At 49.5% G+C, this 13,372-nt stretch carries 14 protein-coding genes and 1 CRISPR repeat array; of the genes, 6 read left to right on the top strand and 8 right to left on the bottom strand.

Features of this window, described 5'->3' with window-relative positions:
- Positions 1-54 precede the first annotated feature (54 nt).
- Positions 55-426, top strand: coding sequence for a hypothetical protein (locus QGP82_RS15530; RefSeq protein WP_499060110.1), 372 nt, complete (start codon positions 55-57; stop codon positions 424-426).
- The gene (locus tag QGP82_RS15525) at positions 423-704 is read left to right on the top strand and encodes a PepSY domain-containing protein (protein WP_499060109.1); all 282 of its coding nucleotides are present in this window, start codon (positions 423-425) and stop codon (positions 702-704) included. The genes QGP82_RS15530 and QGP82_RS15525 overlap by 4 nt, the downstream gene beginning before the upstream one ends.
- On the opposite strand, the gene QGP82_RS15520 is transcribed toward QGP82_RS15525, so the two are convergent.
- The 5 genes from QGP82_RS15520 to rsmA all read right to left on the bottom strand — a co-directional run bounded on the left by QGP82_RS15520 (position 701) and on the right by rsmA (position 5,666).
- On the bottom strand, positions 701-1,600 hold the full coding sequence (locus tag QGP82_RS15520; RefSeq protein ID WP_499060107.1) for a LysR family transcriptional regulator: 900 nt from the start codon (positions 1,598-1,600) through the stop codon (positions 701-703). The genes QGP82_RS15525 and QGP82_RS15520 overlap by 4 nt on opposite strands.
- A gap of 725 nt (positions 1,601-2,325) precedes the next feature.
- Complete coding sequence (locus QGP82_RS15515) at positions 2,326-2,970, bottom strand: chromophore lyase CpcT/CpeT (RefSeq protein ID WP_163702102.1); 645 nt, start codon at positions 2,968-2,970, stop codon at positions 2,326-2,328.
- 95 nt (positions 2,971-3,065) lie between these two features.
- Positions 3,066-3,560: a GNAT family N-acetyltransferase gene (locus QGP82_RS15510; RefSeq protein WP_163668477.1), complete on the bottom strand. Its 495-nt coding sequence runs from the start codon at positions 3,558-3,560 to the stop codon at positions 3,066-3,068.
- A 249-nt stretch (positions 3,561-3,809) separates the two neighbouring features.
- Positions 3,810-4,766, bottom strand: coding sequence for a 4-(cytidine 5'-diphospho)-2-C-methyl-D-erythritol kinase (gene ispE, locus QGP82_RS15505; RefSeq protein ID WP_499060104.1), 957 nt, complete (start codon positions 4,764-4,766; stop codon positions 3,810-3,812).
- Positions 4,767-4,829: 63 nt separating this feature from the next.
- On the bottom strand, positions 4,830-5,666 hold the full coding sequence (gene rsmA, locus QGP82_RS15500; RefSeq protein WP_499060102.1) for a 16S rRNA (adenine(1518)-N(6)/adenine(1519)-N(6))-dimethyltransferase RsmA: 837 nt from the start codon (positions 5,664-5,666) through the stop codon (positions 4,830-4,832).
- 151 nt (positions 5,667-5,817) lie between these two features.
- On the opposite strand from rsmA, the gene QGP82_RS15495 reads away from it, so the two are divergent.
- A complete protein-coding gene (locus QGP82_RS15495) occupies positions 5,818-6,156 on the top strand; it encodes a DUF3082 domain-containing protein (protein ID WP_499060100.1) in 339 nt (112 codons plus the stop codon).
- Positions 6,157-6,710: 554 nt separating this feature from the next.
- Positions 6,711-8,343: a CRISPR direct-repeat array (repeat unit 37 nt; unit sequence GTTTCAATCCCCGTGAGGGGAAGTGGTTGATTGTGAC).
- Between the two features lie 408 nt (positions 8,344-8,751).
- On the opposite strand, the gene QGP82_RS15490 is transcribed toward QGP82_RS15495, so the two are convergent.
- The 3 genes from QGP82_RS15490 to QGP82_RS15480 all read right to left on the bottom strand — a co-directional run bounded on the left by QGP82_RS15490 (position 8,752) and on the right by QGP82_RS15480 (position 11,406).
- On the bottom strand, positions 8,752-9,588 hold the full coding sequence (locus QGP82_RS15490; RefSeq protein WP_499060098.1) for an LPS biosynthesis glycosyltransferase: 837 nt from the start codon (positions 9,586-9,588) through the stop codon (positions 8,752-8,754).
- Between the two features lie 34 nt (positions 9,589-9,622).
- Entirely contained in the window at positions 9,623-10,336 is a 714-nt protein-coding gene (locus tag QGP82_RS15485) for a hypothetical protein (RefSeq protein WP_499060097.1), read from the bottom strand.
- Positions 10,337-10,437: 101 nt separating this feature from the next.
- A complete protein-coding gene (locus QGP82_RS15480; RefSeq protein WP_163702110.1) occupies positions 10,438-11,406 on the bottom strand; it encodes an NAD(+) kinase in 969 nt (322 codons plus the stop codon).
- Positions 11,407-11,559: 153 nt separating this feature from the next.
- Here QGP82_RS15480 and QGP82_RS15475 point away from each other — a divergent pair, with 153 nt between their 5' ends.
- The 3 genes from QGP82_RS15475 to QGP82_RS15465 all read left to right on the top strand — a co-directional run bounded on the left by QGP82_RS15475 (position 11,560) and on the right by QGP82_RS15465 (position 13,326).
- Entirely contained in the window at positions 11,560-11,823 is a 264-nt protein-coding gene (locus tag QGP82_RS15475; RefSeq protein WP_006517471.1) for a DUF3146 family protein, read from the top strand.
- A gap of 88 nt (positions 11,824-11,911) precedes the next feature.
- Positions 11,912-12,307 carry a DUF3119 family protein gene (locus tag QGP82_RS15470; protein WP_163666275.1) on the top strand — a complete coding sequence of 132 codons (396 nt, stop codon included), beginning with the start codon at positions 11,912-11,914 and terminating at the stop codon, positions 12,305-12,307.
- Positions 12,308-12,360: 53 nt separating this feature from the next.
- Positions 12,361-13,326, top strand: a complete 966-nt coding sequence (locus tag QGP82_RS15465) for a DUF3086 domain-containing protein (protein WP_163666277.1) — start codon at positions 12,361-12,363, stop codon at positions 13,324-13,326.
- The last annotated feature ends 46 nt before the right edge of the window (positions 13,327-13,372 follow it).

Here is a 13,372-nt window from a genome sequence, read left to right as displayed (position 1 = left end):
ATCCTAAAGTGAATAGTCCGATGTTGACCCTAGGAAAAACCAAACGAACTGCTAATGGCCCATGCTAGTTACACAATCACAACAGTTAGTACCTTAGCGATTGGTCTACCGAGGGTGCCGCCAGTCATGGCTCATAATGGTGTGATCCATGGTCAACCGCAAGAGACGACTCCAGCAGAGCCAGTCACCGCTGAGCCAGAGTCAGTGGGCTCTAGTGGTTCTGCTTCAGAAAGTCATGCCGAGGATATGACAGGGGAGCCAATTACAGAATCTGAAGAAGCTGATGCACCACAGTCCCTCTACACAACGTTCTCGCTGACTAGTTTGCCTATTGGTCCTGGCGAAGTTCTATTGGGTTTGATCTTGATTTTCCCCTGGTTACTCATCACACTCAGAAAGCAGCTACATCGTGCGACTCGTTCATGAAGGCCTACCAAATTCGTCAGCTCCATCGTGCTCTTGTGCCGTTTATGGTGCTGCCATTGCTGATTACTCTCACAACCGGCACTGCCTTTCAGTTTGCTGCTGTGGCTAACCGTGCTGAGGATTTTCTATGGCTGCTAGATTTGCATCGTGGCAAGTTTGGCACCATTAACCTGGAAGTTATCTACCCCATTCTGAATGCCGTAGGGTTACTCACCCTAATCATTACCGGGTTGTTTATGTGGATGAATACGCTCAGTCGACAGCGACCCCAGGCTTAGGCGGCTGGAGCTTCTAGCTGAAGGGCTTTAAATACATCTAAAAACGCATAAACCGCTGGCGATAATAGGGCATCTTTAGGCCATGACACGCCTAGGGGGCGAAAAACTTTGAAGGGTAGCTGCATGACCCGCACATTTTTAGGAATTGGGTGGGCTGATAGTTTGTGCAAAATACCAATGCCTAAGCCCTGGTTGACCATGCCCACAATCGTGCTGTCAGTGCGCACGCGATACTCTGCCTCAATGGGAGGTAACACCTGCTTTAGGACTCGATTGATGCGATGGGTGCAGCTGCCATGGACTGAGGTAATCAAAGGATATTTATTTAGATGATCCCAGGTGAGCTGAGGGGACTCAATGGAATAGCTCGATGGCACCAGACCGATGCAGGGATCATTGATCACTGGCAAGGTTTCAAAGTCATTCTCCGGCAGCAGTTCGGCTACGGAGATATCAGCTTTTCCTTCACTTAAAGCTTGCTGAAATTCCCTCAGCTCATCCATTTCAGTAATGGTGACCTGGATGTTGGGATAGGTGGTGTGGAGTTTTGCGATCGCACTCGGCAATACATTACTAGCCATGCTGCGAAAAGCCACAATCCGTACCTGGCCGCCTTCTACACCCCGTGCCTGGGAAGCCAGCTGGCCAATGTCGTCCAGACTTTGTAGCATCTGCTGGGCCTTGGCACAGATCGTTTCACCAACGGGCGTCAGGCTAGCTCCATGACGGCCACGATTGACCACAATGACGCCCAGCTCCGACTCCAGAGCGGCAATACTGTGACTGATGGTGGACTGGCTCAGGTTTAGCTCTAGGGCTGCTTCACTAAAGTTTTGGGTGGTTGCGAGCGCAACCAAAGCGCGCAACTGTGAGAGCTTGATTTTCCCTAGATTCATAGCAACTGATGACTGCTCTGAAAAGAGCAGTACGGATCTTACTGCCAAGGCTATCGTAACTGCCCCAGGAACAATCATCGATTTTTTGCATACATGCTATGGCTAATCTGAGTTGATTTAACTCAGGCACGTTATAAAAATCGATCCCAGGTGGTTTATCACCTGGGATGAAAGCCTTGTATTGAGTTGATGGAAGTCCTTTAGATTAGCCAGTCAAAGACCCAAGCTAGTAACACAAGCAGTCCTGTACCCATCGCCACCGTCTCTGTGAGCCAGATCAATCGACTTTTCAGGTTAATCATGCAAAAAGTTGCCTTTTCGATACATCATCCCCAGGTAGACTCAAACTCAGGGTCATAACGGGCCAAGTTGGTGAAATTTTCCCGAGATAGAGTTGGCTAAGTTAGCTGAAAGTACCTGTGGCTGGTTAGATGGCCTGCAAAACCGCACCCATTTGAGTTTGGAAAGGTCAGGTGTCAATACAAACAGCAGGCTAACATACTCGCATATTCGAGTGCCAAGCTGCACCCTGCACACATCAGTAATGCTAATCTACGTGTTCATATGCACTGGAATTATTATATTCATCGTCTAAAATACGGACGGCGTTTGCTCAATTCTTCAAGATGATTTTATAAAAAGCGCAGGTGCCCGTTGAAAAACGCTGACAATTTCCGATAGCGTAGGTCGCTCCGTGGATCGTAAAGACTGGCCATTGCCACCAGTTATTCATCTAACCACCGATACTGGTAGGGTTCTACTTCCGCGCCCCACACTTGTTCACCGTTAGCATCAAAACCCCGATCCCAGGTATCCATGCCATCTTGATGTAAAACAATGGTGTTGGTCAGGCGTACGGCTCCCCGCAGATTTACGGGACACCCTTCGGTAGGCGTGCTGCCCACGTAACCTAAGGTGGAGGGACGTAAGGACACCACACAGACCAACTCCCCCAGGGCATGGGTGTCAATCGATGGGGTGGCCTGCTGGCAAAGACCGGTCCATGTCTCTGGAATAGGCGGTTTGAAGGTGTGTGACTCAACCCGCGTGGCATCTTTGCTGAGGGTAATGTACAAAAAACGTTGCCTATAAGGACTTTCTATATGTGCCGTCAGCGCCTGCTCTTGATATAGGTAAATACCGTACTGCTCCGCTGACCCCGTGACCTGAATCGGGCAGGTGGTCATTTGGACACCGACAAAGCGAGAGTTTCGCTCTGCTTGTTCAGTGGTATCCATAGGACGGGTGAGGTGTTCTACCACGGCATCCACATGCTGGGGGGATATCGCGGGTGTTGGGGCATGGCTGGTGTGGCTGCTGCTTAACCACACCCCCAAAAGCACCGGGGTCAAGGACCATAAACGGGGCATGACTGTTTATAGAGGGGGGTTCTGATCAAATCCCCAGTATTTTCCAGCTTTATGGGTGCCCAAACCTGAGATCGACCAGGGGTTGTTACAGAAGTTTAAGCAGCTTCGATAGCAAGTTCCATCAGGTGAATGTCAGTGTGTCCTGGTCTAAGCCCCAGGTCTTGCCAGCCGTGACGTTTGTAGAAATTCATGGCTTTTTCGTTAGTCGGGCTGACGGATAGCTGGGCACGAATGACGCCCACTTCTTGAAATAGCTGCATCACATAGTCATGGAGCTGGTCGCTAAATCCTTGTCCGCGGCGGCTGGGAATTAGATAAAACAAATACACATAGCCAAGTTTTTCTTGGCCCCGCAGCTCTGTCTCAATTTGGCCGATGATTTCCTGCCCATCAAAGACATGAACACAGCTTTCGGGGCAGGCATTAATGCGCTTGCTTAGCCAATTGAGGTAATCCTGGGCATGTTCGCCACCTTCTAAGGCAAATCGTTGGTCACCATCTGCAAAACTGCAGGCAAATGCGTCACGCCGAAAATGAACACACAGTTCGGCATGGGCTTCAAGGTCAATAGAGCGAAAAACGAGATTCATCTGATGGATGTGAGCTCTAGGGACGAACATAGGAAACGTTAAGGATTGACGAAGTGCCAACAAAACCCTGATATCTAGATTAGTGCGACTACCCTCAAAGTTGCTATGACTCTGCATCCTAACTTCGTAGGAAGTTGCTTGACACTCCAAACTCTATGGAGCCAGGTGCCATCAGTATATAAGCGGGATCAATCAACTGTCGGGCTTCTACCGATATGTTTCGTTTCCCTAAAGCTTGCTGACTGTAGGTTAATTTTTTGTTTCAGACTCTAAACGAATGCCTGTGGCTGTAAAGCAGGTGGACCATAGTTTTAAGTCTGGATCAGGTAGGGCTGCTCGTACTTTATGCAAAATCTCATCGGCAGCGTCTTGGGTAGAGGTCAAGGTAAAGACGGTCGGCCCCGAGCCGGACATCATGGTGCCCAGCCCGCCGTAACTGGCCATGTAATCCCGTAACTGCTGGACTTTATCGTGGGCTGGGAGGACCACACGCTCCAGGTCATTGTGTAAATGTGAGCCGATGGCAGCACCATCTTTATGGGTGATGGCGGTAACCATGGGGCCTGCATGGACACGCTTTTGCCGTTCTTGTAGGGTGGCATTGTCGGAAATATCGGCATAGCGATCGCTAAAATTTGCTCGATAGGTTTTGTAGGCCCAGGGTGTAGATACGGAAAGACTTTCGTACTTTGCCAGGACAACGTATAGGTCCGTCAGGCTAGAAATGGGATCGAGGATTTCGCCACGACCGGTGGCAATGGCGGTGCCGCCGCGAATGCAGAAGGGGATATCTGAGCCTAGCTGGGCGGAGAGTTCTTCTAGTTCAATCTGGGTTAAACCCAGTTTCCACAAGAGATTCAAGCCCACTAACGTGGCAGCAGCGTTGCTAGAACCGCCGGCTAATCCTGCTCCGACTGGGATATTTTTTTCAATGGTGATGTCTACACCGCGATTTGCCAGTTCTGGAAATTTATCGGTCAGTAGATCAACGGCCTTAAGGGCGAGGTTAGAGTTATCGGTGGGTACCTGAGGATGATCGCACTGTAGCCGTCGAATGGCCGCGGGGAGACTGGTGAGGGTGATGCGATCGCATAAGTTCACACTTTGCATAACCATGGCCATTTCATGAAATCCGTCAGGCCGGTGCCCAATGATTTCTAGATATAGATTAATCTTGGCAGCCGACAGCAGTGTGTAACTTGTCATAGACCCCAGCAAGATCTCAAAACGTTGATGCCACAAGCAGATTAGCACCTCGTGGCCATTAAATCAGGCGGTTGGCTCTGCTGGATTTAAGGTACCAATCTGATTGCTTAAGTTAATCCATTTCTCCAGGCTGAGTTGTTCTGCCCGTACCTGGGGATCAATGGCCATTGTTTCCATAATTTTGGTAAGTTGCTCGCGGTCTACCAGGCTTTTCAGGTTGTTGCGCAGCATCTTACGTTTTTGAGAAAAGCCCTGCTTCACTAAGGTATCCAATAGTTTTGGATTATTGGCTTGCACTGGAAATGTGCGTGGTCGCAGGCGAACAACGGCGGAGTCTACTTTGGGTGCAGGTTTAAATGCCTTGGCGGGCACGGGGCAAATCAGCTCACACTCTGCTAAATACTGTATGCGCACCGATAGACCGTTAAAGGCTTTAGTGCCGGGCTCAGCGTACAGGCGTTCGGCTACCTCTTTTTGCACTAGCAGCACAATTGAGTCGTAGGGTTGGGGATTAGGCTGACGAATCTGGCCCAGCAGCTTTTCTAGAATAGGTCCCGTAATGTAGTACGGAATATTGGCAACGACTTTGTTGGGAGATTGAAAATTTGGGTGGTCAGCGAGGGCTGCTGCTAGGTCCACATCCAAAAAGTCCCCTTCAATTAAATGAAAGCGCTCCGATGCCTGAAACTGTTGCTGTAGCTGACGCACCAGATCTCGATCGACCTCGACGGCCACCACTGCCTGGGTAAAGGGCACCAGTCCTTTAGTTAGTACGCCCTGACCAGGGCCAATTTCCAATACTCGGTCGGTGTCGCATAGTTCTGCCGCCGCTAAAATCTGATTCAAAATCTGAGGATCACGTAGCCAGTGCTGGCCAAACCGTTTACGGGGGCGGGGCATAAAAACAAAGGGGAATGAGTGGATTGGTATTTTATATCAGTTTTTACATGGTGAGGAGGTCAGCGGGGCGGTGCTGGTTTGTGGGGAGATCTAAGTCGGTGGACGATGGGCAATGGGGCAGTAAGATAGGAATAGGATTTAGGTAAAGGCGATGGCTGAATCGTTAAAGAAATCGGGCGGTGACGATAAGGTGACGAAGAGTAGTAAGAAATCGACGTCGCCGCTGAGTTGCTTTAGTGGTTCTTTTTTGGCGGGTACTCTTAGTGTTCTGTGTTATCGCATGATGGTGGCTATTGTTACGGCTTTTGCTGCTAAGCCGGTGCTATCTGATAATACGATTGTTTTGAATATTTCGGTGGCGGTGCGGACTCTGGTGGCTGGTATTGTTGCTTTGGGTGCTGGTGTGTTTGGTTTGACTGCCGTTGGTTTGTTTTTGTTGGGTATTCAACTGATTGTTAGGAAAATGACTGGTCAGGATGCGACGGTGTAAGGGGGTTCGAATAGGGGGCTTTAGGGCTACGGTGTACACACATCTCGGCAGAGAGTTCAGAATTCTGCATTACTTTCCTTAATCGTCTTGGTAAGGCTGCGGTATATACATTTCGAAAGAGGGCTCAAAATTCTGCATTACCCCCCTTAATCCCCCCTTGGTAAGCTACCGTGTATACATAAGTCGGAGAGCTAGCTCTAGATTTCGAGCCCTCATCCCCCAACCCCTTACTCCCTGAGGGAGAAGGGGGGCCTAGCCTCAAACTCCTTCGCCCCCAGGGAGAAGGATTTAGGATGAGGGCCAATTCAAGGACAGGCCTACCTTTTGGGACATTATTTTTTAGATGTGTATACACCGTAGTTGGTAAGGGGGAAAACTCCAGTCCTCCCCCTTACCTTAGGCTTTAGCCCATGCCTGGAGGGCTTTAGGGGGAGTTAGAGGGGGTTAGGCAATCGAAACCGCTAGTTTCCAATACTTGTATGTACACCGTAGCTGTGAGGGGAAGTGGTTGGTTGTGACTACACCCGACTAGAAGAGAAACGCAAATCACTAGAGTTTCAATCCCCGTGAGGGGAAGTGGTTAGTTGTGACCTGCGCAATTCCCTTGTTGTTCCGATACTAATCATTTGTTTCAATCCCTGTGAGGGGAAGTGGTTAGTTGTGACGCGAAAAAACTAGAAGTCTACCTCAAAGACACGTCGTTTCAATCCCCGTGAGGGGAAGTGGTTAGTTGTGACGAGTAAACCTTAGATTTATTCTTGCCTTGATCCTGGTTTCAATCCCCGTGAGGGGAAGTGGTTGATTGTGACATTAAGCGCCCCTGCCCAGATAGAGACCGTAGGGAGTTTCAATCCCCGTGAGGGGAAGTGGTTGATTGTGACAACGGTCAAACCTATGTGCTCAATCAGAATCACAGGTGGTTTCAATCCCCGTGAGGGGAAGTGGTTGATTGTGACCTCAAGCGTCTAGCGGGTTATCTTTGAATGCTGAACAGTTTCAATCCCCGTGAGGGGAAGTGGTTGATTGTGACAGCCAGCCTCAACACAGGTCGAGGTAACCAACGGGTGCATAGTTTCAATCCCCGTGAGGGGAAGTGGTTGATTGTGACCAGAATTGATACAGAAATACACGATTAAATATGGTTTCAATCCCCGTGAGGGGAAGTGGTTGATTGTGACTCGTCCCACGCTTCTTGGAACTCCCGCATCTGATCGTTTCAATCCCCGTGAGGGGAAGTGGTTGATTGTGACGATCAGATACTCTCTGAACTAGCAACAAAGTCTAGTTTCAATCCCCGTGAGGGGAAGTGGTTGATTGTGACATGACAATGATACTGGCTATGAGCTTGGTACGGTGTTTCAATCCCCGTGAGGGGAAGTGGTTGATTGTGACGCTTTTCTATGGGCAAGGGGGGCAATGCCCTAAGGTTTCAATCCCCGTGAGGGGAAGTGGTTGATTGTGACTTGATAGAGCCCTCGGAGTGATGGATCAATTTCTGCACAGTTTCAATCCCCGTGAGGGGAAGTGGTTGATTGTGACCCCTAACGATGATCCGGATGTATCAGTCTCTACTGGTTTCAATCCCCGTGAGGGGAAGTGGTTGATTGTGACTCCTTGAATTCAAGGAAACGCTTGATCGCAAGATGTTTCAATCCCCGTGAGGGGAAGTGGTTGATTGTGACTTTGGAATACTCGTGTTGAGGCTAGATTCCCAGCGGTTTCAATCCCCGTGAGGGGAAGTGGTTGATTGTGACCTAAGCGCGGCGGCTAATCTTCGAATCATGCTAGATCCGGTTTCAATCCCCGTGAGGGGAAGTGGTTGATTGTGACACAGTCGTTCGGGGGTGGGGGTCGTGACAGCATCCGTTTCAATCCCCGTGAGGGGAAGTGGTTGATTGTGACTACCCAAAGTAACCTGATGTATGTCGTACTATAGGTTTCAATCCCCGTGAGGGGAAGTGGTTGATTGTGACTTTCCAATTGTGGTTTCCAGGGATCAGGTAACCCGTTTCAATCCCCGTGAGGGGAAGTGGTTGATTGTGACACGAGCTGAAATGTCATGATGAGAGTTTGCAAAATGTTTCAATCCCCGTGAGGGGAAGTGGTTGATTGTGACGTGGCTCAACTCTGACCCAAGCAGTGCAGAAGTGGTTTCAATCCCCGTGAGGGGAAGTGGTTGATTGTGACGGCAGCCCATTGAAACGTTGGCTGCATTTAGTTTTCAAGGTACATTTGCGCGAACCTAACCCATTATAGTTCTCAGCCCAATAAATGTGCACTTCTTCAAGTTACCTTAATCCTACAAAACATTGAATTAATAAGCCTTCCAGCCCTTGCGCGGATCCCAAAGACAAGCAAAAAGCCGCTAATTGGCTCTGACAAAGCTTTTCACCCCCCTTGATTCAGCCTGCCACAGCAAACACCTACACAGTCGCGCAACCCATGACAGCCCCAAACATTAAAAAAAAGGGAACCATCATTCTAACAGTCAGCCCCATAGTGTAGTTGACTCCCGACTCCCCACCTATCCAGAGTTTCCCAACTTAAACGGAGCCCCCAACAACCAATAACCAATAACTAACCACTCAAACCTCTTTAAAGCCTTAAGGTAAACTGCCGACTCAAGGCAAATCTCAACAGCCTCCCTGGATGTGTCGAACCACTCAGCACAGGACCTCGTAAATACTTATTAAGCAACAAACGCCCCAACCCTTTAACGCGTCCATAGGTGCGTTCTTGTAGCACGTTTCCATAACCCGGTTCAAAAGCTAAAGGACCATAGAGCACATCGGCACGATGGGTGGTGCTGAGATTGTTTTGCTGATGTTCAGGATTGGGGATGCCACCATGTTCGCCATAATTGCGCCAGGGAACATAATTGTGGAAGTTGCGATCGCGCAAATAATACTCAATGCCTGAATCCCAGGGAGTATAGGTTTCTGGACCAGGGTCTGCCTTAACCATTTCAGCTAACTCGATCAGCCTCCAAGCACTTTGCTTAGTAATGACATAGGCCACCATCGCAGTTGAATACCCCTGGGCATACCCTTGATCGGTAATGGTATAGATCTGCGATGCACAGGTATAGAGCCAGGCAATACCCAGATGTTTATCGTTAGGGTCAAACGGTGACGGCAGCTGGGCAAAGTTGGCAACCGGTACAAAATCCGCTTCGACAATCAGGGTGGGCTTTTCTGATAGCAGTGCTTGTTCCCAAGCTTTACGGTGATTGAGTAAACACAGATAGCTACGAGAGTAGTTTTTGTACTCTGAACGATGCATCTGCCGTAGCACCTCAACATGACAGCCTGTAGTGCCTAGAAAGGATGACAATTGCTCAGTGTCTTCTTGATAGGCTAGGATCAATATCTGACCTATCGTATCTATGAGACGACTATCTGTAGAACGACTATCTGTAGAACGAGTACCCATTGTCTTGGCCAAGAAGGGTTGAGAGAACGTTGGGTTAAGTTTTCACAGCATTGGGCTGAAGATTGAGTAGGGCCTTAGTGGTCACCCCTGCATAGACTGCCCCACCCACGGCTCCTAAAAGGGCTCCCCAAATTACTAAAAAATTCTCTGTGCCGGTGACGGCAAAAACGAACCAGCCCACTAGACTGGCGCTTACCCAGCCCAAGATTCTGCCCAGGAAATTGGCGATCCACCACTGTCGCACATTCTGTACCTGACTCGGTAGGCTGCAAAGTTGGGCAATACTGACGCACATGCCGATGACGGCACTGTAGATGGCAATGGTTAAGACTAAGGTGACAATATCGCCAGGATCGGGCAAATTGTTGAAAAATTGAAGCAACATCACAATCAGCCCAAATACCAATAGGCCAACCCAGGACCCTAAATAGCTACCAAAAATATTGGCGGTCACCCACCGCCACATTTTTAGCCTGGGTAAAAGCCGCTGCATGACGAGGGCCTGTAGAGGACCAACCACAGCACCAACAATCAAACCCGCGATGTAAAGCGCTTCAAAGTACTGAGCCGATACGTTCATCAAAAAGCTAAGGGGTGTGGCGATCGCAAATCCCAAGACGTTGGCCCCCAACCAAAGCCATACAGTCTTTTGATTGGCCCTTTGATTAGCCCTTAGTGGACCACGCCCACCCCGATTAATTTTTTCAGGTCCACTCACGTTTGATGGGTCAGAATTGTCAGTAGCCATAGACCACACAGGCAAGAGAACTGTTAACTATACATAGAACAGAGGCTTATTTCCTTAAACCTTGTGGAAATACTTGTAGCAATTGCATTGCGTATTCGTGACTACGGCAGTTCCACCGATGTGGGTTTAGCAATATGGGGCAGTCCCCAGCCTAACTTTTCCCGCAAAACCTTAAAGAACTCTGGATCCTTTAGACGGATAAACTTTGCTGGATACTTTGCTTCCCGTAGGCAAACGCGATCGCCAGGGGCGACATAGCAACCAGCATTGCCATCAACCACCATCACCAGAGGATCTGGGTTTGCCGAAGACACGATGACCTTTTCAGCACTGGGAAAGACCAGGCCACGTGCTGCCAACGAATGGGGGCAAATGGGAATCAACTGTAACACCGATACCCCTGGCGTGATCACCGGGCCACCGGCTGAAAGTGAATAGGCGGTAGACCCGGTTGGTGTGGAAATGATGATGCCATCAGCGGCAATATCAACCGGCGCATGGCGACCAATGGTGACCTCAAAATGGCACATGCTGGTGAGTGGCTCACGGTTGAGTACGACCTCATTGAGGCACAGGGCTTCCCAAGCAGGTTGGTTATGCCGTACTAACTGCACCGCTACCATCGTGCGATCTTCCACTTGGTAATTGCCCGCTAGCACCTGCTCCAGTACATGGGGTAACTGATTAAGATACGTTTCCGTTAAAAACCCCATATGTCCTGTATTCACCGCCAACAAGGGAATACCTGCTGGTGCCACCTGGCGAAACGCTGACAGTACTGTGCCGTCACCACCCAGCACAATGGCAAAGTCCATGGCGTCATCAAAGTCTTTAGGCACCAATGACTCGATGGGAATGAACTTAGCTGGTTTATTGGCATTGGCATAGCCAAGTAGTCCACCTAATCCTGTTGCTGTGGCTACTTGACAACCGTACGCTTCAAGTCTGACCTTTAACTCTTGAGTGACCTGACAGGCGACAGGTTTGACATCGTTATATATGATGCCAACCTTTTTGGTGCGTCTCTGTGGGGAAGTAAGGTTGTTAGAAACCGGGGTCACGTTCAGCATCCGAGCTAATCGATATCCTTTAGGCTACCGCCTTTAGCTCTGTCTTGAACAGTCTGCCATCCTCTCCGTATCTAATTTTTCTGCATGGGAGGGTAGCTCTAACGCAAAGAGGTAGCTATCTTAACTTTAAGGCCTCTTTTGCATAATTTTCTTGTGACTGCCCAACGTTTACCCGAAACCACTGCCCATGTGCGCATCACGTATCAATCCTGGCAACAAGGCAAACTCGAAGGCGAAGTCAATGCTAATGAATTTGCCTGGCAGTTTCAATGGAAATTTCGCGGTGGCCATCTGACCGTGGAACCGTCGTTAGGACGGGCCTTGATTCAGGAGCCGCTGGGACGATTTTTAGAACGGTTTGACTATCAACTAGAGCCTGGTGGGGATTATTCCTTTACAATTCGTGCTGAGCTGTAATGCCAAACCTTTAGTTTTATAGCTGTCAGAGCACTTGTCGGTAAAGTAGGGTAAGGTCTCCAATCAATAACTGTACCCTGGCTCTACCATGGCAACGCTCTCTCCAGCTTCATCTGTCGCCACTACCTTACGTCCAGACTACCGTCTATCCCTGTCAATTCTTTTAATGGGTCTGTGTGTAGCCCCTATTCAAGCTATAGGTGGGCTTGTGATCGCCCTATTGGGAATGTTCCTCATAGTACAAACGACGGTGATAAGGCTGACGTTTACGGACACGGAATTACAGGTATGTCGAGGGACAACTATTTTGCGGCGGTTTCCCTATGCTGACTGGCAAGCTTGGCAGGTCTTTTGGTCGGCGGTTCCAATTTTGTTCTACTTTCGCGAGGTGAAGAGTATTCACTTTTTACCTATGGTATTTAACGCTGGGGAACTCGTTGATCAGCTCCAACAGCATTGCGACCCTGTGGGGTTAAATCAGTAGTCAGAGAGCCACTGCGATTAACTAAAGATCGAAGAAGAAGTCCATTAACTACCATGCCGACTGAAGAGTTTTCTGAGTCACCCAAGCAACCTAAGGATAGTCCCCTAGCGCCTTTGCGCACGTCATCAAGTCGTAGTTCAGAGGCTGAGGTGGCTCGATTGGTACAGGCGGGATTACAGGATTTAGAGCAGCGCCGTCAGACACTACAGAAAGAGATTGAACAGCTAGAACGACGTCGCGATCGCATCCAGGCAGAAATGCGCACCTCCTTTGCTGGTGCATCCCAAGATTTAGCGGTGCGTCTCCAAGGGTTTAAGGATTATTTGGTGGGTAGCCTCCAAGATTTAGCCACATCTGCTGAACAATTAGAGCTGGCTCCAACGGCGCAGGCGGCTGAGCCGATGGCACGCCAGCCGCCTGCACAGCAGCGTCCAGCCCCTGAAGCGCCAGATATAACCACCACGGCGTTTTCTATTCAGCGATTTGAAGAGCAGCGAGAGCGGGTACGCAGCCTCATTGACCAATATCGCACCAGACCCGATTACTATGGCCCCCCCTGGCAGCTGCGCCGCACCTTTGAAACCATCCATGCGGACCGGGTGTCTAATTGGTTTTTTACCCAGGGAGGACGTGGGGCGGTCAAAAGTTTAGGCAGTCGTTTGCAAAATGTGGTGGTGGCATCGGCAGCCATATCGGCACTCTATGCCATTTATGGCGACCGCCTATGCACTATGGTGCTGGCCAATACCCCTGAACGTCTAGGAGAATGGCGACGCTGGCTCCAAGACTGCCTCGGCATATCACGAGCTGATTTTGGTTCTAATCGAGGGCTCATGCTGTTTGAGGTACCTGAGCCTATGGTGCAGCGTGCTGAGCGCTTGATGGATAATGGCTATTTACCGATGCTCATTATTGATGAATCGGAAAATAAATTGCCATTGGCAGCTTTGCAGTTTCCCCTATGGTTAGTGTTTGCCCCAGACCCGGCAAATCCTTCGCAGGACGATTATTACTATTAAGGCGACTGCCCCTACCGTAGCCACAAGGGTTCACCCGTTACAAAAG

This window comes from Leptothoe sp. LEGE 181152 (assembly GCF_032906605.1).
Lineage (GTDB): Bacteria > Cyanobacteriota > Cyanobacteriia > Phormidesmidales > Phormidesmidaceae > Leptothoe > Leptothoe turfae.
This window is presented reverse-complemented; position numbering and strand designations above follow the sequence as displayed.